19 protein-coding genes are annotated in these 24,607 nt (G+C 36.8%); 9 read left to right on the top strand and 10 right to left on the bottom strand.

Annotated features, from left to right (window positions below):
• Positions 1–188: 188 nt before the first annotated feature.
• The 6 genes from ACYVHJ_RS20690 to ACYVHJ_RS20665 are packed head-to-tail and all read left to right on the top strand — an operon-like array spanning position 189 to position 7,908.
• Entirely contained in the window at positions 189–947 is a 759-nt protein-coding gene (locus ACYVHJ_RS20690) for a TolC family protein (protein WP_460518739.1), read from the top strand.
• A 1-nt stretch (position 948) separates the two neighbouring features.
• Positions 949–3,090 carry a GumC family protein gene (locus ACYVHJ_RS20685; protein WP_460518736.1) on the top strand — a complete coding sequence of 714 codons (2,142 nt, stop codon included), beginning with the start codon at positions 949–951 and terminating at the stop codon, positions 3,088–3,090.
• An 18-nt stretch (positions 3,091–3,108) separates the two neighbouring features.
• Complete coding sequence (locus ACYVHJ_RS20680; RefSeq protein ID WP_460518733.1) at positions 3,109–4,536, top strand: O-antigen ligase family protein; 1,428 nt, start codon at positions 3,109–3,111, stop codon at positions 4,534–4,536.
• Positions 4,529–5,437: a glycosyltransferase family 2 protein gene (locus ACYVHJ_RS20675; protein ID WP_460518730.1), complete on the top strand. Its 909-nt coding sequence runs from the start codon at positions 4,529–4,531 to the stop codon at positions 5,435–5,437. The genes ACYVHJ_RS20680 and ACYVHJ_RS20675 overlap by 8 nt, the downstream gene beginning before the upstream one ends.
• A gap of 12 nt (positions 5,438–5,449) precedes the next feature.
• Entirely contained in the window at positions 5,450–6,583 is a 1,134-nt protein-coding gene (locus tag ACYVHJ_RS20670) for a glycosyltransferase family 4 protein (RefSeq protein ID WP_460518727.1), read from the top strand.
• Positions 6,580–7,908, top strand: coding sequence for an oligosaccharide flippase family protein (locus ACYVHJ_RS20665; protein WP_339902431.1), 1,329 nt, complete (start codon positions 6,580–6,582; stop codon positions 7,906–7,908). The genes ACYVHJ_RS20670 and ACYVHJ_RS20665 overlap by 4 nt, the downstream gene beginning before the upstream one ends.
• 12 nt (positions 7,909–7,920) lie before the next feature.
• On the opposite strand, the gene ACYVHJ_RS20660 is transcribed toward ACYVHJ_RS20665, so the two are convergent.
• Positions 7,921–9,066: a glycosyltransferase gene (locus ACYVHJ_RS20660; protein ID WP_460518722.1), complete on the bottom strand. Its 1,146-nt coding sequence runs from the start codon at positions 9,064–9,066 to the stop codon at positions 7,921–7,923.
• A gap of 128 nt (positions 9,067–9,194) precedes the next feature.
• On the opposite strand from ACYVHJ_RS20660, the gene ACYVHJ_RS20655 reads away from it, so the two are divergent.
• The gene (locus ACYVHJ_RS20655) at positions 9,195–10,490 is read left to right on the top strand and encodes a glycosyltransferase family protein (protein ID WP_460518719.1); all 1,296 of its coding nucleotides are present in this window, start codon (positions 9,195–9,197) and stop codon (positions 10,488–10,490) included.
• Positions 10,491–10,600: 110 nt separating this feature from the next.
• On the opposite strand, the gene ACYVHJ_RS20650 is transcribed toward ACYVHJ_RS20655, so the two are convergent.
• The 3 genes from ACYVHJ_RS20650 to ACYVHJ_RS20640 form a co-directional block, all read right to left on the bottom strand.
• Positions 10,601–11,812 (bottom strand): sugar transferase, encoded by a 1,212-nt coding sequence (locus ACYVHJ_RS20650; protein WP_339905891.1) that lies wholly within the window; start codon positions 11,810–11,812, stop codon positions 10,601–10,603.
• Positions 11,805–12,212 carry a response regulator transcription factor gene (locus ACYVHJ_RS20645; RefSeq protein WP_460518716.1) on the bottom strand — a complete coding sequence of 136 codons (408 nt, stop codon included), beginning with the start codon at positions 12,210–12,212 and terminating at the stop codon, positions 11,805–11,807. Before ACYVHJ_RS20645 ends, ACYVHJ_RS20650 begins: the two co-directional genes overlap by 8 nt.
• Before the next feature lie 270 nt (positions 12,213–12,482).
• A complete protein-coding gene (locus ACYVHJ_RS20640; RefSeq protein ID WP_339905113.1) occupies positions 12,483–13,430 on the bottom strand; it encodes a UDP-glucuronic acid decarboxylase family protein in 948 nt (315 codons plus the stop codon).
• Positions 13,431–13,604: 174 nt separating this feature from the next.
• Here ACYVHJ_RS20640 and ACYVHJ_RS20635 point away from each other — a divergent pair, with 174 nt between their 5' ends.
• Positions 13,605–14,396 carry an NIPSNAP family protein gene (locus tag ACYVHJ_RS20635; RefSeq protein ID WP_460518713.1) on the top strand — a complete coding sequence of 264 codons (792 nt, stop codon included), beginning with the start codon at positions 13,605–13,607 and terminating at the stop codon, positions 14,394–14,396.
• Positions 14,397–14,520: 124 nt separating this feature from the next.
• Here the strand turns inward: ACYVHJ_RS20635 and ACYVHJ_RS20630 are convergent, their stop codons facing one another.
• Positions 14,521–15,390 carry a substrate-binding domain-containing protein gene (locus ACYVHJ_RS20630; protein ID WP_460518710.1) on the bottom strand — a complete coding sequence of 290 codons (870 nt, stop codon included), beginning with the start codon at positions 15,388–15,390 and terminating at the stop codon, positions 14,521–14,523.
• Positions 15,391–15,589: 199 nt separating this feature from the next.
• Between ACYVHJ_RS20630 and fbaA the strand changes: the two genes are divergently transcribed.
• The gene (gene fbaA, locus ACYVHJ_RS20625) at positions 15,590–16,651 is read left to right on the top strand and encodes a class II fructose-bisphosphate aldolase (protein ID WP_339905117.1); all 1,062 of its coding nucleotides are present in this window, start codon (positions 15,590–15,592) and stop codon (positions 16,649–16,651) included.
• Positions 16,652–16,921: 270 nt separating this feature from the next.
• On the opposite strand, the gene ACYVHJ_RS20620 is transcribed toward fbaA, so the two are convergent.
• The 5 genes from ACYVHJ_RS20620 to ACYVHJ_RS20600 form a co-directional block, all read right to left on the bottom strand.
• Complete coding sequence (locus ACYVHJ_RS20620) at positions 16,922–19,021, bottom strand: alpha/beta hydrolase family protein (protein ID WP_460518706.1); 2,100 nt, start codon at positions 19,019–19,021, stop codon at positions 16,922–16,924.
• A 190-nt stretch (positions 19,022–19,211) separates the two neighbouring features.
• Positions 19,212–20,099: a sugar phosphate isomerase/epimerase family protein gene (locus ACYVHJ_RS20615; protein ID WP_460518703.1), complete on the bottom strand. Its 888-nt coding sequence runs from the start codon at positions 20,097–20,099 to the stop codon at positions 19,212–19,214.
• A 10-nt stretch (positions 20,100–20,109) separates the two neighbouring features.
• A complete protein-coding gene (locus ACYVHJ_RS20610) occupies positions 20,110–21,288 on the bottom strand; it encodes an alpha/beta hydrolase family protein (protein WP_460518700.1) in 1,179 nt (392 codons plus the stop codon).
• A gap of 30 nt (positions 21,289–21,318) precedes the next feature.
• Positions 21,319–22,587 (bottom strand): dienelactone hydrolase family protein, encoded by a 1,269-nt coding sequence (locus ACYVHJ_RS20605; RefSeq protein ID WP_339903276.1) that lies wholly within the window; start codon positions 22,585–22,587, stop codon positions 21,319–21,321.
• 28 nt (positions 22,588–22,615) lie between these two features.
• Positions 22,616–24,022, bottom strand: coding sequence for a putative oxidoreductase C-terminal domain-containing protein (locus ACYVHJ_RS20600; RefSeq protein ID WP_339903277.1), 1,407 nt, complete (start codon positions 24,020–24,022; stop codon positions 22,616–22,618).
• Positions 24,023–24,607 lie beyond the last annotated feature (585 nt).

Here is a 24,607-nt window from a genome sequence, read left to right as displayed (position 1 = left end):
TCCTCCGAACCGAAATGAGCCGTAAAACTGAATATGTTCATAATCCCTGCTTTTTGAGCGCTAATATACTAAAAATATTAGGTGTGTTTGCGGAGAATCAGAAATTTTTATTACATTTATTTTAAAAATAAGATATAAACAATCAATTATTTTACGTAAAACATTAAATGCCTTTGATATATAAATAAATGAAATTCATATTTAAAAAAGTACAGCACCCATTTTTCTTTACTACCATTGCAGTAATATTTTTTTTTATTTCAGGGGGGAATTTACATGCCCAAGAGGAAAAAAATATTGAGAAATATATTAATTTAACAGCACCACTTGAAGATCAATTACCTGATCTAGATAGTCTGATTAAAATAGCCATAACCAACCACCCAACAGTAAAGGTAAACAAGGCGTTAATAGGATCTGCTGAAGCAAGAATAAACTTAGCAAAGAAATCCTGGTCCAACCTAATTCGTGTTTATTCAGATTATTCTTACGGTAATCAGGCAATTCTATACACTTCCGGAACAGACCTATCCAATGTTGCCAATGGTTATAGAATAGGTGCCAACCTCAGTATACCTCTCTCTGAGGTTTTCTTAAAAAAAGATCAGGTAAAGCTTCAAAAGCAAGAATTAGAGGCTACTTATTATAAGACAAAAGAAATGGAATTAACAATTTCTAATCAGGTAATTGAAGAATACAATAGCGCTTTGCTTGGACAAAAGCTTATGCTCATTCGGCTAGAAATGCAAGAGAAAGCAAGAACCAATTTACAACAAATGGAAATGGAATTTAACCTAGGAAACCTGGAAGCAACGTCGTTTTTAAGAAATCAAGAAATATATACCATTGCACGATCAGAATATGAAAATGCTAGAAAAAACTTTTTTGTAGCCATTCAAAAATTAGAAATTCTATTAGGAGAATCGCTAGCCAACTTTATCAATTAAAATGACAATAAAACAAATCATACGGCTTCTTTGGAAAAACAAATTTTGGATTTTTTTAACTCCAATATTTGTAGCTGTTGGGGTATTCTTTCTTACTCAGGATCTTCCGCGAGAATACGAAAGTTCTACTCTAATTTTTACAAATCCAACATCCGACCGAGGAGCAACGGATGGTGGTGTAGTTAGAATGGATTTTTATACGTCTAATAATCTCTTTGATAATTTAACCTTAATAGTTAAATCCAGGACAACTATAAAAGAAGCATCTCTAAAATTATTGGCCAAACATATGGCACTCCCAGAGCAAGACGATGAGGTACTCTGTCAGGAGGCCTACCTTGACCTTAAGATGCATATCCCTTCCCCTTTATGGGAAGAACTGGCTGTTGTAAATGATGAAGAAAAAACACTTCAAAATATTACAGAAAATTTACAGAGTGACGAAAATTCTCCCATTGAATATTTACTAAGAGAACAAGAGTATTATTCCATCAATAAAATAATCGAACGATTATCAGTATCCAGAAAATTTTCCAGCGATATGATGGAAATTAAGTACAGCACAAATGATGCAGGTATTTGCTACTTTACCCTAAAATTTATCGCTGAATCCTTTATGAACGGCTACTCAAGAATGAAGGAGCTGGAAAACATCAATACTATCGCCTATTTCCAGAATCAGTTATCTATCGCTCAGGGCAAATTGAGGGAGGCTGAAGAAAACTTAAAGGGATTTATGGCTGATAACCGCATATTAAACTATTACGAACAAGGAAAATACCTGGATATTGCAAAATTGGAGCACGAGCAGGATGAAGAACGCTCCAGAAGACTTCTTTCCGGTACCGGCTACAACCTTGAACAGATTGAAGAAATGTTTGCCAATTTTGATCAACGTCAAGTCATCATTGAAAATATTTCTTTATTGCAAGATGAAATTGTTAGCAGAAATTTAAAAATTCAAGGTCTTTCGGTTCTAGAAAATCAAGCCTCACAGATTACCAATCTTGAAAATGAAATAGAGGGTTTAAAAAAAGAAATAAAAGTTTTGTCAGATGAATTGTTTAAAAACAGTAATTCCATTCAGGGTGTCCAAAGAGAAACCATCCTAGACCAATGGCTGACATTGAAAATTTCTTTTGAAGAACAGAAACAGGCCTTGGAAGTGATGAAAACCAGGAAATCATACCTGCTTGAAAAAATTGACGAATTTGCACCTTTGGGGGCTGAATTAAAAAAACTGGAAAGGGAAGTTAGTGTCAATGAAGACCAATACCTTTCCATTTTGCATGGACTTAACATGGCATACCTACAGAAATATGACCTGGAAATGGCCTCAACCCAAAAGTTAATTGATGAACCTTACTATCCTAAGACTCCATTGGCTTCTAAAAGAATGTTAATGGTAATAGGAGGAATGTTGGGTACCGGAGGACTTGTCCTTACAGTTGTGCTTCTTTCATTTTTTCTAGACTCTTCTATAAAATCAGGTAAAAATGCATCAAAACTTACCCACCTCCCCGTAGCAGGAGCTTGGTTAAATGAGGAAGCTGTGCCAAAAAGTATTTATTTAGATGAATTGCATAACAACCAAATCAAACTATTCTATAATAATTTGAATATGCATTTACCTGAAGATGGTCAAAAAATCATTCTCTTTTATAGTCATCAAAAAGGTGAAGGAAAAACATTTCTAATCGATCATCTGGCAAAGGAGCTCAAAAGGCAAAACAGGACCACTATATTCTGCGGCCCAGAAGAAGATACTAAAAAGGTGTCTTGTGAAAGCTTGGTAATAGAGGAGGATTCAATATCCAACCCAAAAAATGAATTGCATTTTTGGGAAGAAAGCCTGACTAAATTGCCACACGAATTTGTTCTATTGGAATTACCAAATATTAAAGAAAAACCTTTCAACTATTCCTTGATAAATAAATCAAGTGTGCTAGTCATGGTGACAGATGCCGGTAGAGCTTGGACCTCCTCGGATTCTTTTATCAATAAAGGAATTACAGAAATGGTAAAAGTACCTCATTTGATTTGGCTGAACAAAATGGAAGGAGATGAATTGGAAGACATTAATGGCGAAATACCAAAGAAAAGATCATCAATGAGAACGAAACTCAAACAATTACTGTCCTAATGGGCCTTGCTGACTAATATGCATACTACCAAAGCAAATATCTCTAATAAAATATTTGCCCTGCTTGTAGCCGGGTTATTGAGCTTATTTGTGGTGAAAACTGGAGTAATGGGCATTGGACTAATGCTAGTCATTCCTTTTGTATTGGCAGGTGGCATTTTCATGATGAGCCATCCAAACAAGTCCCTTGCCACAGGTTTGATTTTTGCGTTTGTATCCATAGGAGCCATCAGGTATGTACCCAATTTACCTTTGGGGCTTACCGTAGATTTTGCATTGGCAATGTTAATTGTCAGCGCTCTCTTTCACAATAAAGTGGAGACTGATTTTTCAAAACTACATAACAGCTTAATTGTAGTAACCCTAATTTGGATGGGATACAATGTTGCTGAAATCTTCAATCCAGAAGCTAGAAGTGTAACTGCTTGGTTTTATGCTGTAAGGGGTACTGCCTTGTATATGTTTCTTACAGTTCCACTTACACTCTTGTATGCCAATAAACCCTCTGATTTAAATCGACTATTTATAATAGTCTTTGCTTTAAGTGTGGTGGCTTCTTTTTGGGGCTTAAGACAGTACTATATTGGACTTGATTATGCAGAAAACAGATGGCTTGATGCAGGATCTCGATCCACTCACGTCCTTTTTGGCAATTTGAGGGTATTTAGTTTTTTCTCAGATGCCGGTCAATTTGGGGCAGGAATAGCTCATTCTGGTGTGATGGCGATGGTATTGGCTTTAGGTCCATTCTCATTAAAGAAGCGAATAATTTTTGCAGTTTTGGCACTCTTGTTTTTTTATTTAATGATTATGAGTGGTACTAGAGGAGCATTAATGGTTCCTGTGGCTGGCTCCCTGGCTTATTTATTTGCTTCGAAAAATTTCAAACTTATGGCAGCAGGTTTGATTGCCCTTGGTTTAGTTTTTTCATTTTTAAAGTTCACCACTATAGCCAATAACAATTATCAGGTTAGACGAATGCGGTCTGCCTTGGACCCTGATGACCCATCACTAAATGTTAGGTACTTAAACCAAAGGAAATTTTCAGAATACTTAAAAACCAGACCATTCGGAGGGGGAATTGGAACCTCTGGGTCCTGGGGTCAAAGATTTAGCCCAGGCACCTTTTTGGCAGAAACCCCAAATGACAGTTGGTTTGTAAAAATATGGGCAGAAATGGGTATCGTAGGTTTATACTTACACATAGGTATACTTGCATTTATTGCGGGGATGGGCATGCTGAAAATCTGGAAAGTTAAAGACCCTAGATTGCGACAAAAGCTATTTGCTTTATTTGGAGGCTATGTAGGTATTGCTGCAGCTTCTTATGGCAATCCACTCCTGGGGCAGATGCCTACAGGTATCATTCTTTATATGTCATGGGCATATTTTTTTCTAGCCGAAGACATGGACAAAAGTTTAAATAAACCACCTAAAAATGAATAAACCACTAATATCCGTCATCACTATCAATTACAATGGCTTGGTTCATACCATGGGATTTTTAGAATCATTTCAAAAAATCAGCTATCCTAATGTAGAAATTATAGTGGTAGACAATGCCTCGAAAGAATCTCCGGATAGTATCCTTGAAAAATACCCTGACACTGTTCTAATAAAAAGCCCGGTAAATGAAGGGTTTGCCGGGGGGAATAATAGAGGTATGGAAGTTGCAAAAGGTGATTTCTTCTTTTTAATTAACAATGATACCGAAGTGGCTCCTGATCTACTTGAAAGCCTTTTGGAACGGGCCGAAAAATCTGAAAATGTAGGTTTAGTTTGCCCTAAAATACTTTACCATGAAGAACCGGACATTATACAATATGCTGGGTTTTCAGCAATAAATCCCATCACAGGAAGAGGTAGAGGCAAAGGCTATATGGAAAAAGACGAAGGTCAATACCAAGTGGCTGAAATTACTCAATTGGCTCACGGTGCAGGCATGTTTATCCCCAAAAAAGTGGTCAAGAAAATTGGACTTATGGCAGAACTATACTTCCTGTATTATGAAGAAATGGATTACTGTGAACGTATCAAAAAAGCAGGGTATGATATTTGGTACGAGCCTAAAAGCTATATTCTCCACAAGGAATCTATGAGTGTGGGCAAAAACTCATTGCTCAAAACCTATTACATGAGTAGAAACCGGTGGTTATACTTAAGAAGAAATGTAGATTACCCTTTATTTTTCTTTACTGCAGGGTATTATATGCTTATTGCACTTCCAAAAAACCTATTGGTCCATGCCATTAAGTTTGAATGGGGTCACTTTAGAAAGTATTTGAAAGGCTTTGTAGACGGGCTTTTTCTAAAAGACATCGAAGAGAACCCCACTTTAAAAAACTAAACAAAAAAGACTATGAGGATAGGTATAGAAGCACAACGTATTTTTAGAAAAAAAAAGCATGGCATGGACATGGTGGCCCTTGCCCTAATCAAAAACTTGCAGCAACTAGACACTGACAATGACTATTTTATTTTTGTAAATGATACAGAAGACCCATCAGCAATAAAGGAAACTAAAAACTTTAAAATTGTCCCCCTCACTCCCGCACCCTACCCAATCTGGGAACAAAAACACTTAGCTAAAGCAGTTAAAACTTATCAATTAGATATGCTTCACTGCACCAGTAATACGGCTCCTGTTTCATGTCCCATTCCGCTTTTAATTATCCTTCACGACATTATCTACTTAGAAAAAATCAATCTTAAAGAAGGAACTTGGTATCAAAGACTTGGAAATATCTACAGAAGGTGGAATGTACCAAAAGTGGTAAAAAAAGCAGCCATGATATTTACAGTCTCTCAATATGAGCAAAAAAGGATTGTCCAGCATTTCAATATGAAAGAGGATGCCATTCAAGTGGTCTATAATGGGGTGGCTAATCATTTTAAAGTAGAGAAACCTGAAATACAGGAGGTTATTCGAAAAAAATACCATTTACCCAAATCATTTATTCTTTTTTTAGGCAATACAGACCCAAAGAAAAACCTTAAAGGGGTGTTAAAAAGTCTAGCCATTCTTGAAAAGAACAAAGTCGAATATCCTGACATTGTAATGCCTGACTTTGGAAAAGAGGTTTTGGTGAATATGTTAAATGAAATGAAAGCACCACAATTGCTTTCAAAAATTCACCTTACAGGTTATATTCCTAACGAAGACTTGCCTGCCATATACAGTCAAGCCAAAGTTTTTTTATATCCTTCCTTAAGAGAGAGTTTTGGGCTACCGATCTTGGAAGCCATGGCATGCGGCTGCCCTGTCATCACCGCAGATACCTCCTCCATGCCTGAAGTTGCAGGTGATGCCGCCATTATCGTTGATCCTTTTGATCCTTCGGCTATTAGCGAGGGCATAAAGAATATATTGGCAGACGATACGCTCAGAGAAGAACTTATCAATAAAGGCTTTAGGAGACCTCCATTATTTGATTATAAGAAAGGAGCCTTAGACACACTCTCTGCCTACAAAAAAATTTATGCAAAACAATGACAGATAAGAAATATTGGCTAACCGGTGGTTTTTTTACCATGATGCACCGAGGGGTAGATTTTTTACTCGGTTTTATCGGTTTTATGCTACTTGTGAGGGTTTTTAGTCCTGAGGAATTTGGAATCTGGGTATTGCTTATCACCATTGTTTCCATAATTGATATGGCAAGAAATGGCTTTATCCAAAATGGAATGATCAAATTTCTGGTAGGAAAGGAAAAAGCGATTCAAGCAAAAATTCAAACCGCATCACTTTGGTTAAATACAGCCTTGACGCTAATTATGGTGCTCTTATTGTGGATATTGGCGGTACCTTTGGAAAATCTATTGAACGCCAATGGTTTGGCTGACCTCATTAAAATTCATTCTTTGGTTCTCCCTGTACTGATTTTTCATACCCACAATATGGTATTGATGCAAGCCAAATACGATTTTAAAGCTTATTTTTTGGCAGGAATCAGTAAAAGTCTACCCTTCTTTTTGGTGATTTTATCCGGTTATCTTCTGGATATTAAGCTAAGCCTGATTGAACTGGCATGGTACCAAAATCTGGCATTTTTATTGGCAACCCTTATGTCTGTATATCAAGTCAAAAACTATTTCAATATTCGTTTAAAGGCACAAAATTATTGGTTGAATAGAATTTTTCATTTTGGTAAATATGTATTCGGAACCAATTTAGTGTCTATGCTAACCAATAGTTTAGACAAATTTTTATTGGGAGCTCTTTTGTCTCCAGTTCAGGTGGCAATGGCCAATACGGCAGGTAGGGTTATGAATATGGTGGAAATACCTGTAAATTCCATTGCTTCTATTAGTTATCCTAAAGCCGCTGAAGCGCATGATAAAAAGCAAAGCAAATTGGTAGGTGAAATTTATGAAAAAACTTTGGGAATGATGCTAAGCCTAACCACTCCTTTTTGGTTATTTTGTTTGCTTTTCGCACATTATATTGTCTTGCTAATAGCGGGAGAAGCTTACTTGGAAGCAGTTCCTTTTTTAAGGGTCATGGCATTTATGGCACTGATCAAACCTTTTGATAGACAGTCCGGAGTTTTTTTAGATGCCATTGGTAAACCATTTTTTAATATGATTATGGTATTTGGCACTTTTCTCTATGGTGCCCTGTTCAGTTATCTTTTCATCCAATGGCTTGGGTTAATGGGAGCTGCCTATGGCTTAGTTCTTGCTCTTTTCACCACATCAATCATCAAATACCTTATCTTAAATAAATACATTGACATACGCATCGGCCAATGTTGGATAAAAGCTTTCGAAAATTATCCAATAATGCTCAAAACTCTTCTAGATAAAGTAAAAAAGTAAATGGAAACGCTTTTACTTCCAATCATTCTTAAGGTGTTTAAATTCATGTTTGCGTTGCTTCCATAAATCATTAATTTCTGCAATTTCATTATGGCTTGTGGCCATAAAATCTTTACTAGCTTTTCGAATATTAAGCATTCCCGAAATTTGTCCCAATACAAATAAGGGTATTTTCGGAATAGCTTGTAATACTTTCTGAGGTGTTTTATTTAAGAGCAGTAAAAGTAAAAACCCAAGTGCAAATAATATCAAACTTCCCGTCAGTAGGAAAAAATAAATCCAGTTGATCAATAAGGCAACAACAGCTAAGAGGCCACTAAGACCAACCAATACTACCATTGGAGGCATGGCAGTCATAATCGCAAAATAAATACGGTTCCAATCCATTTTGATCAGCCCTTTACCTATTAATTTTAGATTTTCCGGAAGTTGCCCAAAATAACTGTTGAGCCATCTTCCTCTTTGCCTTCCAATTTGTTCTGCCCCTGTTATTTTTTCATCAAAAATTATGGCGGCTCCTGCGTAGGCTATAATATGTCCTTGATCTACCAGTTCAGATTGCAAGGACTTATCCTCAGCCACAACCACACCATGTTTTTCCAAGGTTAATAACTCTTTGTCAATATTTTCACGATACAAATTCTTCTCGATTGACATACCGGAACCTGCTATTGTTGAGGAAGAGCCCAATTGAAAAGGAAGATTTCTGACTGCAAAGTCATAATAATACTCTCCAAGTGCATCTAATGCAGCATAGGTACCTTCTATATTTTTAGCAATTCTTTTTCCTTGCACAGCCTTGAACCCATTGGCATGAAACTTACTGATTACTCGTAAAAAATGGGAAGGCACAAGATTATCAGGATCGAAAACAACCACATGGCTATGTTTTTCTTCCATCTCTTTTAATACTAAACCTAAAGAGGCAACTTTACTATTTAAAAATGGCTTGGGTTGATAAATGGTGAGTTTCTCATGTTCCATTAAATCCATCTTTTCCTCAATTCCATCTGCCACCAAATAAATATGATAATTGGAATAATCCTGCGCAAGAAGCGCCCTTACCAAAGGCCAGGCTATGTCTTTTTCCTTATAAACTGTGATCACGCAAGCAAAGTCTGCTGTTAACTCCACTTCCTTTAATTTAAATGTACTCACTAAAAATGATACAAAGGTACTTAATAAAGGAAACAAAAGATAAAAACTGCAAATACACGAAATAATAATAAATAAGATCAAAGCTCCAAAAATTAAAGATTGTTATAAACCTAAATTTAAGCTTTCCAATGCGGAAAACATTGATTATTTTAGAAAAAAAACAGCTTTTTATGGAGGATTTTTCAAATCTTACGCTTGATAAGGTTACCATAGTCATGACCAGTATGTCCAGGTGGGACGGTGAGTTTTCATCTGCTTCTTGGTCTCTTGCCAAAACTTTTGCCCAGAGTCAAAAAGTAATTTATGTGGATTACCCCTTTACCTTGCTTGATTATATAAAGGAACGAAAAAAACCTTCCGTGATGGCTAGGAAAAAAGCCTTGATTAAAGGGAAAGAAAGCCTAAAACCACTTACTCAATTTAGCCCTTTTCTGTATACCCTTTGTCCGCCATTAATGCTTCCGATTAATTGGCTTCCACCTGGCTTTCTGTATAATTCTCTTTCCAAATGGAATGACAGAAGATTGGCAAAATCGATTAGAAAAGCCATCAAAGAACTTGGTGAAGAGAACTTTATCTTTTTCAATTCATTTAACCCCCTCTATTTGGATAGATTGCCAAGTAAATTAAAACCTTTGGCCTTTGTTTACCAATCAAGGGATAACATTAGGGCTTTAGAACCTTACTTAAGGAAACATGGAGCAGGAAAGGAAATAGAGGCTGTAAAAAATGCAGACCTTAGTTTGGTGACTTCTCGTATGCTCCAAAAAGATTTAGAAAGCCTATCGGGAAAAAAGGTGGCCTACTTTCCAAATGCTGCAGATTTCGATTTGTTCAAAACAGCCTATAATGAACAAGTGCCTCCGCCAAAGGACCTGAAAGACATCCCTCGCCCAATTATTGGCTATACGGGTAATATTTGCCACCGCTTGGACTATGATTTGATAGAAAGTATATGCAAGGCAAACCCCGATAAAAGCCTGGTAATGGTAGGTCCCAGAAATCATCAGGGACATACCAATATAGACTTAGATTTAATTCCGAACCTATATTTTACGGGTCCAAAGAAAATTGAACAACTCCCTCAATATTTGGCGCATTTTCAGTTATTAATATTGCCTTTTCTATGCAATGAGGTTACTAAAAGTATTTACCCCCTTAAGATCAATGAATACCTTGCCTCCGGCAAACCAATAGTCGCCACTCCTTTTTCGGAAGACATAAAATCATTTCATCCCCTAATTAGCCTTGAAACAACAGCTAAGAAGTTCAACGAAGCCATAAAGAGAGAATTGGATACGGATTCTGATCAAAAAGCCAAATCCAGGTACGTTGAAGCTTCAAATAATACTTGGAAGGGCCGCGTAAAGTTATTTTGGGAATTACTCACCGGTAGTAAAACGGCTTTAGCTAAAAAGGAATAGAAAAGGTAACCTTTAGGTCAAACTGCATTTACAAACGATCATAGTCAAAAGTTTGCAAGCAAATAAATAAAAGAAACATCAATTACTAATAGGGTATTTTTAAGCACTAACTAAACATTTTCGCTTTGAAACAATGCGGGAATAGTTCTTAATAGTATTTTAATATCAAACCAAATACTAAAGTTTTTAACATAGTCATTATCAAGACTCAAGCGCTCTTCTTCAGACATGGCACCCCGTCCTCTTTTTTCAACTTGCCAAAGCCCTGTTATACCTGCAGGCCCAAGAAATCTCAGGGCATATTTATCAGTAGTGATTTTTTCCGCCTCATATAAAGGCAGTGGTCTGTTTCCTACAAGTGACATATCACCTCTCAAGACATTCCATAATTGAGGTAGCTCATCAATACTGGTATTTCTAATAAATTTACCAATCTTGGTTACGCGAGGGTCATCTTTAATTTTAATAAATGCTGCATCTTTATTGCTGTCCTTTTTGGCCATCAGAATTTTTTCACAAACCATATTATTGTCATCATACATAGGCTGAAGACAACCGCCACCTGCTTGTTCACAAAACTCACAAAGTTCTTTAACCTCGTTAATTAGCACCTTGGTCTCAACCTCTTTCTCTTCAACGACCTCTTCTTCTTCTTCATTGTTGTATTGATTCAGGTGCTTTAGCTGTTGCAGCTTTGCATCTGCATCTGGATCCATCGATCTAAATTTATAAAATTTAAAAATATTATAACCTGTACCAACTCTATATGAATAATAAAATACAGGACCTCTTGACTCCAGCTTTATTAATATAGCCACAATCAAAAACAAAGGAATCAAAGCAATTAATATTAAACCTGAAACAACAATATCAAAAACTCTTTTGACAAAGGGGGTCTTGGACTCTTTGAGCGTAGAATATTCCTGTGCTTTCTTCTTGATTGTAGGATGCTTCAATTGAAATTCCAGCCTAGACCTCAACGATTTAGCTCTAATAGGTTTTAGAATAAAATCAGTAACCCCTGAAGAGATAGCATAAACGATATCCTCAGGCGTAGCATTATCAACGATCATAAAAAAAGGAAGATTTCCAAATCCCAATTTTTCGATGGTATTTTTTAGGGATATTCCATGCACATCCATCAATGAGGAGTCGCTAAGTATCATACAATACCCTTCCGGTGAACTAGAAAGTTGATTGTAAAAAATTATTCCATTAGAAAATACATTGATGTCAAAAATTTCTCCTACAGCACTTTTAATCGCATCAATAACTTCTTGATCTTTTGAAATCAAGGCAATTTTTTTGTTTTCTTTATTCATTTATAGAATCGATTGCAAATTTCCCTGTCCTTCTTAAAATTGAATTTATTCGTGCTTCAAGCTCCTTGGGGTTAAATGGCTTAACCATAAAATCATCTGCCCCCATGTTCAAAATGTCTATTTTCTTTTCTGAAGAATCTGTGGCAGAAAGAACAATTAATGGGATCGAAGAGAAAAATCCACTTGATCGCACCATTTCAACAAATTCGGCTCCGCTAATTTCAGGCATGTTTAAGTCACAAATAATTATATCAGGAAGATCTCCTTCTTGCATATTTGCTATGGCATCCGCAGGTTTGTCAAATACCTTGACATCAAATTTACTTTTAAAATAATGCTGTATGATTAAAAGAACTGAAGGTTCGTCATCTATACCAAAAATTTTATACCTATTTCTCATAGTTGCAAAAGTTCATAATACTAATTTAAATACTAATAAAGGTAAAAACGAACCTGCAAATAAAAAAAGGATTTAATATTTAATTTCCCTATTAAATAAAATGAAATCAATAAAAAATAATTTAAAATTTTAACATAAGTATAAATTACAAAATTAAGTATTTAAAAAACTTATTTATGTATTTTAAATAACCATTTTATTTTAACAAAAAAGCATTGCCCTTTATTCAAGAACAATGCTGTAAGGTATCAAATAGTCTTTTGTCAATCACTAAACATTATCTTCCTTTAGGATAAGATCAAAATATTTAATGGTTTCAACCAAGCCCTCTTTTAATTGAACTTTTGGTTCCCAACCCAATTCTTTTTTTGCCAAATCAATGATTGGCTTTCTCTGCATGGGATCATCCTGTGGGAGTGGCAAGTATTTAAGCTTGCTTTTTGAACCTGTAAGTTCCAAAACGTTTTCAGCCAATTCCAACATGGTAAATTCTACAGGATTACCAATATTAATAGGTCCAATAACATCATTAGAACTATTCATCAATTTATACATCCCCGAAATTAAATCACTTACATATCCAAAACTCCTGGTTTGCATTCCATCTCCAAAAATGGTAATGTCTTCTCCTTTCAATGCCTGAACAATAAAATTACTCACCACACGTCCGTCCGATGGGTGCATTCTTGGCCCATAAGTATTAAAAATACGCATCACCTTGATATTTAAATTGTGCTGCCTATGATAATCAAAAAACAATGTTTCTGCACATCTCTTTCCTTCATCATAACAAGCTCTAGGGCCGGTAACACTGACACTTCCCTTATAGGATTCAGGTTGTGGATGTATTTCCGGATCACCATAAACCTCACTGGTACTTGCCTGTAAAATTTTAATTTTAAGCCTTTTCGCAAGACCCAACATATTTATGGCCCCTATCACACTTGTTTTAGTAGTCTGAACAGGGTCAAATTGATAATGAACCGGGCTAGCAGGACATGCAAGGTTATAAATTTCATCCACCTCTACATACAAAGGAAGCGTAACATCATGCCTTAAAAATTCAAAATTTTTATTCTCCAATAAATGGTGAATATTTCTTCTTCTGCCAGTAAAAAGGTTATCGGCACATATTACTTCATTGCCCTCCTCTAAAAGTTTGTCACAAAGGTGACTGCCCAAAAATCCAGCTCCACCAGTTACTAAAATCCTTTTCATTTTATAAAATAATTAGTTAAAAACTTAAATTCTAAAATTGCTGTTGTCTAAAATTCAAAAATAATAATATATTTCCCATTCAAATAACTTTTTCTTAATGATCCCAATAATATACTTAAATTTATCTGTCAATTACTTAATTTAACCAATAAATCCAATAAAATCATAAACAATATGAAATCCAATTCATGTCCCTTTAAGTTTTTTCCGTTATTATTCCTTCTTATAATAAGTTCCCTAACGCTTATGGCCCAAGATGGAAAAAAAGACTTGTATGAGTTAAGGGTATATCATTTAGAAAACCTTAAACAAGGGGAAATAACTGAAAACTATCTAGAAAAAGCTTTTATCCCGGCTGCCCACAGGGCTGGGGTTAAAAATGTTGGTGTTTTCAAACCATTACCTTCAGAACCTGATGCAGGGAAAAAAATCTACGTTTTTCTCCCCTTTACTAATTCAAAAGATTATTTCAGATTTCAAAGAAAATTAAAATCTGATCCAACACACCAAGAAGAGGGTAAAGCATATATTCAAGCAGCTTATGATAACCCTACCTTTAGTAGGATAGAAACCTCTTTAATGCAAGCATTTGAAACAAGGCCCAGAATGGCACTTCCAAAACTAAGTTCTCCGAAAAGTGAAAGAATTTACGAATTAAGAAGTTATGAATCTGCCACAGAACGACTCTATCACAAAAAAGTTAAAATGTTTAACGAAGGTGAAATTGATATCTTCGATGAATTGAATTTTAACGGCATTTTTTATGGAGAGCCATTGGCTGGAGCTAATATGCCTAACTTAGTGTACATGACAGCCTTTGAAAATTTAGAAGACAGGGATGCGCATTGGGATACTTTCAGTGATTATCCTGCTTGGTTATCACTTAAGGCCAATAGTGAATACGACAATACCGTGTCTAAAAACGATAAAAGATTATTGCGACCCACTTCCTACTCAGACTTTTAAAACTGCTTCCAAAAAACCAAATAAACCGGTCATATAAAAAATGACCGGTTTATTATTGTCTAAACACTATTTCTTATCAATTTATTTGCCACAAGATCAATCCGGTGGATAGACGAATTTAAATTTAAAAACGAAAATCAAAATTTTGGATGATTTCAGTAATTCTCATTTTTTCTTCAATAAGCCCTAAAGCCATTAAAACATCCAATGTATTGGTGATCTCTTGACTAGATAACCCCGGATCTATTGCCCATGTCGTTTGTCGGATCCAATCCCTAACATCCTTCACATCTAGTGAATATGCTTGACTTATTGGCAGCACAAAATTTTCTTTGTCTTCTAAAATTTTCTTATTGACCCTGTAAATTTCTTTTTGAATTTTTTGAAGCAAACCAGACTTATGCTTTAACATGTTCTCCGAGGCTACAATAACAAAACAAGGCCAGGGAGTGGGAATTTCCCCTACCCTTTTAAAAAGTCCTTGGTCTACCAATGGTTTGGTTGTATATTTTTCCCAAAGAAAAGCTTTAACCTTATTATCTTTGAATGATGCAATGGCACCATCCAAATTATTTATAATTTCAAAATTGAGATCTTTAGGGTTCCAGCCTTCTCTTCGGGCAAGTAAAAAAGACATTAGATGAGAGCCTGATCCCATTCTACTTATAAGAAAAGGGGACATTTTCAGGTCATTCAGGAGTTCTACTCCGGCATTTGCAGGCACATGAATACCCCAAACCAAAGGCGACTTAACATGGTACCCAATGATTTTACCCGGGTTTCCATCTATTTTGTCTTTTAAAAAACTTTCTGTAAGCACAATGGCCAAATCAGTCGAACCATTTCTAATGGCTTTATTCATTGCACCGGATCCTCTGGGTTCATCTTCCCATACCAAACTCACCTTATCTTTTAAAAAAGGTTGTTCTTTAACTAATAGTTGCCAAGGAAAATTGAAATGCTCTGGTACCCCTGTAATCCTTATTTGTTCCATAAAACAAATATATAAAGGAAATTTTATAGTTTCCAACCCTAAATTATGCCAAGAAAATTAATGAAATATTCGGTAAAAAAGTTTTTTTCAATCAAATCATAAGGTAATTGTTCCACACTATTTATATCTTTGAATTCCTAATCAATTACTTTGGTGGATTGATGCGGATCAAATTTAATACAACCATAAATTATTTAATATGAAATTCAAACCTGGAGTAAAGTACGGCGAAGAGCTTAAAGACCTATTGGCCTATGCCAAAGAAAGTGAATTTGCAATGCCAGCAGTAAACTGTATCAACAGTAATACTGTGAACGCTGTTTTAGAAACCGCAAAAAGGGTCAACTCCCCGGTAATGATTCAGTTTTCAAATGGTGGTGCTCAGTTTTATGCTGGTAAAGGTCTGCCAAATGACAAGCAACAAGCATCTGTGGCAGGTGGTGTTTCCGGTGCCCTGCATGTACATAAAATGGCTCAAGTATATGGTGTCCCTGTTGTTTTACACACAGATCACGCAGCAAAAAAATTACTTCCTTGGATAGATGGCTTACTTGAAGAAGGGAAAGCTTATTATGAGGCTTACAAAAGACCTCTTTTCAGCTCCCATATGTTGGATTTATCTGAAGAGTCTATTGAAGAGAATATCGAAACATCTGTAAAATATTTCAAGGAGTTTGCCAAAATTAAAATGGCCATTGAAATCGAACTTGGAGTAACAGGTGGAGAAGAAGATGGAGTAGACAATACAGAAATCGATAGCTCTAAACTATATACACAACCGGAAGAAGTAGCTTATGCTTATGAAGAGTTGAAAAAAGTGGACGACTTGTTTACTGTTGCTGCTGCTTTTGGAAACGTACATGGAGTTTATAAGCCGGGTAATGTATCATTGAAACCTATAATTTTGAAAAACTCTCAAGATTATATCAATGAGAAATTTGGAACTACCGGCAAACCTGTAAATTTCGTATTCCATGGTGGATCAGGATCTACAGTAGAAGAAATAAGAGAAGCTAATGGTTACGGTTCTGTAAAAATGAATATAGATACAGACCTTCAGTGGGCATTTTGGGAAGGGGTATTGAAATACTACCACAGCAAAGAAGGATATCTTCAAACCCAATTGGGAAATCCTGAAGGCGCCGATAATCCTAATAAAAAGTCCTATGACCCAAGGGTATGGCTTAGAAAAGGTGAAGAGAACTTCGGTAAAAGATTAGAACTTGCCTTTGATATGCTCAATGCATTGGATAGAAATTAAGTTTAAAAATTTCAATTTGATTGTTAAAGCTGCCCTAATGGGGCAGCTTTTTTGTTATACGTTTATTGGAATCCCTTCAAAAGAAGTCACCTTATTGTTTGTAAGTTTTACAATTGATACTAAAGGGGTACTAAGCTAATCAATCTGTTTCATTCACCTTCTTATATTATGATCGATTAAAGAAAAAGCACCGAGCAAAGACCCGATGCTTTATCTCTGTATTTATGATTTCAGGCCGAATATATTTCTGAAATTAACCAAAACCCTAACCTAAGGATTAAGCCATTTTGTCAAATAAGCTTTTCTATCGGTGCCATTTTTTACAGAAAGGGCTTTGATTTTTTCTTCTCCACCACGTTCAGGTAATAGCGAGTGCTCTTTTTTTAACGCTGATGAATTTTCATGAAGAACCAATGGTTTGGTTAGGGTCAAATTCTCCAATAAGTCCGGCAAGTCATAATGCTTCAATGCTCCGGCTACTGAGTAATTGATTTCACTGGTATTGTACTTAAAGGACTCCACAATCCCTCTGTAAGAACTCATTGGATCTATCAATGCTATTGAAGATATCGCAGGGTTGAAATTTGCTGCATGGAGCAATACTGATGACATTTCTCCCTTAGCAAGGCCTTTTACCTCTCTCGCACCTTCTTTCTCCTGTAAAACAGCAACCAAACGATTGGCATCGCCAGCATGCAATCCTACAATACTTCTCCCAATAAGGATACTCTCAAACCAGAGGTTGTATGAATTGCCGTCAAAATTGGCATCACCTCTAAAATTGCCATTTCCCATTTCTCCGGTATTTAAAAGATCCGGAGCAAGTACCATGGCTCCTGCTTTCACCAAAGCCTCCATGTCTCCACCAACACCGGCATCAACAGCTTTACCTGACGGATCTAAGTACAGTACCGCTTTATCTGTAGCATGGTCAGGTTTCATCAATAGGTAGGGTAACCAGTAGTCTCCTTCTCCTTTCATCAGGTGTTGCTCGATGGTATACCCATCTCGCTGATACCTTCCTACCATCATGGTCTCGGACAAGGTTTCCGGCTTTTGATAACCTGAAAGCTTCTTAGCCCAGGCTACTTTTTCTTGCAAGGATCCATTCAACTCTTGTAATTGCCCCTTATTTAGGTCATAAGTTGCTTTGCCATTGTAACTGGTTATTACCTGTCCTGTTGGAGAGACCTGCAAAACGTCCATGGAAAGCGTATCGATATCTTCATCTTCTACTCCACCCGGTAAATCAAGGTGCTTTCTAAAGAATGCATACATGCGCTCTCTATTCTTTTTTGTAGAAGTATGGCCTTCATCATCTTCGATTTTTAGAAAATTCTCTGAAGCCCCGTAGGCATCATATACCCTTTGAATTTGCCGACTTGTTTCACGCACCCCTTCTATATTAAACATATCCCTGGTAGTAGAGATAAGCAAATTGGGTTTAGGAGCTCTAACAATCATCAGGTCGGGATGGTCCAAGCCTTCCGAAATGGCATGGTAAAAATTTTGTTCTGCATCCTGAGGACCATGGGTAAGCATCAATCGTTTAAAATTGGTGATGTAATTTTCCGGAGCCGAAGCATTTATTCTTTCATCAAAAGCTGCGATATAGGAAGATTGTGTGCCCCCTCCAGACCTTCCCGTGATTCCTATTCTAGTCGGGTCAACTTCTTTTCTGGTCATCAGGTAATCTACAGCCCTAATTCCATCCCAAATCATATGCCTGGCCTGTGAAGACCCTGCGATAAATGCTTGAGCTCCCGGATAAGAATGTTGCTTGGTGGCTCCTCCCACTTGATCTTCATTGGTCTTATGGTCAAAATATTCCAATCTTTCTCCTTGACCCAAAGGATCAAAACCGAAAACTATAAAGCCCTTCTTGACAAGGTTTAAAATTACGTGCTGATAAGTAGGGGCTCTATAAGCAAGAGGTGTATGTCCTGAGCAATAAATAATAGCAGGTGTTTTTCCTTTAGCTCCATCTGGTATAAAAAGGGTGCCGCTTACATATAAGCCCGGTTGAGATTCAAAGACAATGTTTTCCAATCTAAACCCATTTCCTTTGTGCTTCCCGGTAATTTTAGGATTTAAAGGTGTTTTATCAGGAAATGGGCCTACCACCTTCATCAACTTGTTTTTGGCCTTGGCTTGCCATGCTTTCCATTCATTTAGAGAAGAAATAGAAGCAATTGCCTCATCTCTTTCGCCAAGCATTTCTATTGCTTGTTGACTTTGATGTTTGTAGAGTGCATTGGGACCATCAGTAAAATTTACCCAGTGTGATTTGATCACGTTTAAGTCTTCTTGACCAAAACCATTAAAGGTCATGCCAATAAATAGAAGTAAGATTAGTGGTATGTTTTTCATTTAAAATATAATTGTAATTAAAGGGCACAACAGCTTAATGATTAATATGTTGCTGATTATAAAAATAATTTAATTAATGGGTTTTTGAGCATTCACAATTAAACCGGTTTTTCACAGAGAAAAATTTTACCATAGTAGGCTTACCTTTAATCCACCCAAAATTATTATAAATGCTTCTATATCTTCAAACCTATAGCTCCTTCAGGTACTTATCAAAAGTCTTTTTCTGTGCTATCATGGAAGCCAATTTATCAGCAGGATCACTATGGGATTCTATTAATATCCATCCATTGTACTCGGCTTGATGCAATAATTGAAGCAAGGCCTGGAAAGGGTAATCATTTTCATCGAAAGCCCTAATATGGGTGGTATCACCTATCCATTTTTTCACCATATTAAAGTTCCCCACTAATCCCGGCTCCATAAGATCAGTATTATTGCTGTTCCAGCAAATTTTCACATTGGATGAGGTTACTTGATCGAATATGGCTTTCATTACCGGAAGTTGTTGGGTAACTTTCCCATGCACTTCCACACGCACCAATTGCCCATAGTCTTTTGCGTATTCTCCAACCTCACTAAAGGATTTGGCTATTTGGGCAATGGTTTTTTCTCTTGGCACTTCTTCCGGTAGTCGATTGGGTTTTACTTTAATTCCGGAAGCGCCAATATCATGGCATAATTGGATGTATTCTTTGGTATGGTTAATATTGGCTGCAAGTTCCGCCGGATCGGGGCTATGGTATTCGTAATTACTTCCATAACCTACACAGGTAACAGGACTATTTTTGAACCTGTTTTTTACCTCTTTACGTTCTTTTTTACTAAGACTGGTTTCCACCCCGTGGGCATGCTGTGTGCGAAGTTCTAAACCTTCATAGCCTGCTTTCTCACAATTGCTAATAAGTTCGGGCAAAGTCCAATCCTTACCCCATAAGTAAGTTACCAGTCCCAATTTCATGGATGCTGCCTTAGGGGAAATGGGTTGTGCCCAAGAGGACCCTAAACTGCTCAATGCAATGCCGGACAGAAGGCTTTTTTTAAGAAAATCTCTTCGATTATTTTGATCGTTGTTCATCGTCTTGGGTTTACCATTTAATATTATCTATGGAAGTCAATCCATAATTAGGGAAAGGACTCTTTTCTGTGAATGGATATAGTGTCTTTTGATCCTCTATCACCACTGCTTCTTCCTTCAATCGACCATCTTCATACATTGCCTTAGATAGATCTAAGTCTAAATGTTTGGCCAAAAACGGATAGACTGCTTGTCTTTTCTTTTCGTCATATCCGTGATTATCTTCCGGAATATGTTTATTCTCAACCCTTTCAGGATGACCTTTTAATCCATATATGTATTGAAGGTGTGGAAATTCCACTTCGGGAGTATTTTTGGTCCAATCTCCTCCAACTGAGGTCAGCAATAGGGGCTTAGGTGCAAATACTCCAGCAATTTCCACATTGTTTGTTTGGTAATTTTTAGCTTTATGGATGGGCATTCCGCTTTCACATGTACAGCCACCAAAAAAATGTGCTGAAACCATAACTACAGGAGCAGCTACATCAATGCGATCATCAACTGCTGCCAATAAAAAGGATTGGGTTGCACCACCTGAAGCACCAGTAACGGCTAATTTTTCAGGGTCAGCCCCAAGGGAAAGCATAAAATCTACACTCCTAATACTGTTCCATAATTGTAATTTAAGCACCTCCCCTTCTCTATGTTCCCAACCAATTTCTTCCATCTGCCCATAGCCTACTGCATCATATGCCCAAACAATGGCACCCATCCTGGCCATGGATGCAAATCGTTTTTGGGCATTAGGTCTGTACCTTCCCACTTCTCCGGGTTTAGTCCAGTGCCCGTGAGGACTTATGATTCCAGGAATTTTACCCGGGTTTTCAGAGGGCATATATAGACTTCCGGTTACAAACACTCCTGGTAAACTTTCAAAAGCTACATTTTGAACCACATAACCATCATATTTCCTAATTTCTCCCAAAACAGGCTTTAAAGGCGTTTTTTTAGGCATCTTATTTAACCCTGTTCCTTTTAGAATTTGCTTTCTAATTGCATTGGCTCTTTTGTCCCAAGCTTTTTCTGTTTTGTATTTTTCTTTTTCCATTTGAAGAAAGGAAGCACCTTCTTCTTCCGTCCAATGGTCCCCAACACAAAGCATGTCTGAATTCACACTTTGTGCAAATACCATCATCGAGCTTGATATTAAAAAAACGAGAATAGCCAATAAATACTTATTTGATTTCATAAGGAAGGTTTTAAATAAGAAATGAAATATTTAATTTTTTAACCACTTGTCCCACCAATCAAAAGCTTCTGCTTGCATGGCTTTATCAAATTTATGAAGACCCGGATAATAAGATGCCCTGTATTTATCTGAAGCACCGGCTTTATCAAAAACAGATGCCAAAATTTTGTCTGCTTTTTGCATTTCTGGCAAAGTGTACAATTGGTCCTCTCGATCATTGAGTACTAAGGTGGGCAATGGCACGCGTAGTCCTAAAATTTCAGGGAAATCCAGCTCATTGGGGAGTCTAGGAATATAGGCCATCCAAGTATGGGTGTAAGCCCTGTTTAGTAGAAAATCTGTCCAAGTACTCATAAATCCTACACATACAGCACATTTGACCCTATGATCCAAACCTCCCATCATTACTGTCCGCAATCCACCTCCGGATAATCCTCCACAGCCCACATTGTTTGAATCTACATCTTTTCTGGCCAAAAGAATTTCTAATGCCATTTGATCTTCAGCAAAGAACACTGCAGGCCAGCTAGTGCCACCACAAAATAAAGACTTGGCCATCACATGCTCATGATCAGCGGCCCAATTATTGTAAGCCTCGATGTTTTCTTCTTTTTCAGGATTTTCATCCGTCAAACCGGCCCGTCGATTCTCCGGAACTTCTTCTAGCAACACCCTACGACTGGCAAAGGTAAAGGAGTCGGGAACCATAACCACATATCCTCTTTTCGCAATTTCATTGGCCCAAGCTTTTCCTTCATAATAATGCTCCTGATGAGCTATCATCATTGGATGCTGATCTTTACCTGTTTTGGTAATCTTTCTTAAACCAAAATATTTATTGCCTCCATGGTCATGAAACGCAAGAATTGCAGGAAGCTCACCAACCGCACCATCGGGTTTAATCACCAAAGCCTTGGTGCGATTACCATAAGGCAATTGCCAACTGACCTCTTCAAACACTAAACCATCATCTACATAGGTATCGTGCACCGTCACCTCGGGAATAGGCCCTAAGTCAGGAATCCCCATGCGCTCTTTGACAGTAGCCATGGCATCCTTTTTCCAAGGTTCAATCGCTGTGAAACGTTGATTTCTGTAAGAAAGTGAGGGCAATTGATCATTGATCAGCCCATTGGCCCAAGGGCCATAAGGGCCAATGATACTTAGGTCAGATTTGGTCATACCTGATTTTTTAGAATCAGATGAAAAAGCAAAACTTTGAGGTGTCAAAATACCTCCTGCCAATCCAAAGCTTGTTAAACCTGCAGTTTTGATAAAGTCTCTCCTTTGCTTTTTCATCTGTTTTAAATAGTTTAAAATAGAAATTTTATTTGGCTAACTCTAAGGCTTGGGTAGTAACATAATACTTGGCCAGCATATTTGGAACTTCCCAATCAGGTAATTCACCTTGTTCCAAATAGTCGATATAGGTTTCAGTAACTTCTCTGAAATGATCTTCATGGCCATGACGGTAAGCTTCAGGAATCTGAACTCTCCAAGAATTTTTACCCTCTACTTTTACAACATCCAAACCTTCGAAAGTACCGGCAAGCTCTTTTACATGTTGGGTTACACTGGCTTCAAAGGCAGTGATATCCTCACCTTCTACCGGCTCTATATACAATTCAGGCTTATAGTTTTCTTCTGCATCTTGTCTGATAACCAAATTCGCTTTGGATCCTCTCATGATTGAGTAATGGGTATCAGCAGAGCCCTCAGGAGCCTTATAATTCCATATAACGGAAACCTTTGCATGAATACCGTTAATTTTATAGTTGATTTCTCCATTGCCGTATACCTTCAAAAGACCATCAGAAACAACTGATTGAAGGTAGTCTGGAAATTCTTCAAGACCTGTAGACAAGGTAAACTCTTCTTGCGTAAGGTCAGTAGTCCACCTTTTGGCGTTGATCATTTCAATATCTGTCTTATAATCGATGATCTTATTAGGAAAACTCTCCCATTGTACCAAATCAACCAAATGAGTGGTAACATCCACGATACCATTACCTTGTTGGGTGACATCGTAAAACCATCCCGGTCTAATCAAGGTTTTTCCGGATACTTGCTTATAAAAGTGATGGATGCTTTCTTTTGTGATGGCAGGATTTTCCAATGTGCCTTTTTCCATTTCTCCAAACACCTCAGGGATCAAGGAAAACTCTCGCTGAAGTATGGTAGTTATTTCAAACCTTTCAGTCATGATATCAAACAATAGGACATCATTTTTCTCAGCAAGTTCAAAGGCCTCTTTTAAGGTTTCAAAACCCTGTGCATCAATGGCCATAGGTTTGTCCGCCAAAACATTGATACCAGCTTCAATGGTAGCCTTAATATTAGCTGTTTTCTTCTTATTATTACCCGCTGTAAGCATTACATTGCCCTTTTTCTCACTGAGCATTTTCTGAAGGTAATCATCTCCTTTATATACTTCTAATTCCCAACTCGTAGGGTCTTCTTCTCGGGTATTATAGCTTTCAATTGATTTCAAATAGGAGTTCAATTCCGGTCCATCGGGTGCATATACATATACTTTGGGATCCACTTCCTCGTACATGGATTTTTTCACAAGATGAGCATGAAAGTGGCCGGGATCAAGAGTAAGTAATTTAATTTCGTTTTTTTCTCCGGTAAAGGTAGTCTTCACTTCTTCTTCTACATTTTTTTCATTGGAACATGATAAAAGCAAAATTGAGGCAGCAATAGGTGACCAAAATTTACTATTAAATTTCATAAGATTTGATTTTGGTAATTGGTTTAAATTAAGTAATTATTACTTTGGGATAACCCTGTGGCTTAATGCATGAAAATTAGCTCTTTGCCTTAACCTTAGGAAAAGCACGGTCTTGCATCAAGGGAATAAATATAAACAATAATAAAGGAGAATAAAACATATAGTAACGTTACCGATTACAATTGATGCATATTTTCAAGAATAATGGTTACAATAAATAAAAGGCTGGCATCCTTGTGAGCTTGATTTCAGCCACGGCTTAATTCTAACCCTAAGCCCCTTCATTTTTTACGGTAAAAATAACCCCACCCTCTTTTGGTTGGTATGAATTTTGACCTTTTATTTAAAAGAATTACTTAAATTAAAACTTTCGATTTCACGAATGAATCTACATCATTGACGGTTAATAAAACGATTTAATGAATACAAAATGGGTGAGTTATTGCATTTAAAACCCATTACAATTCTTACAGGCACTACCTTTTAAACTAGACTATTGAATTTATGAATTCCTTTAGCCTATAATAAATACTAAGGGAAGTTTAAGAAGCAATTCCTCGAATTTTTTAAAAAAAACAAATACTT

This window comes from Cyclobacterium sediminis (genome assembly GCF_054781075.1).
Note: the sequence above shows the minus strand (reverse complement) of the source record. Positions and strands in the feature narration are given on the sequence as shown.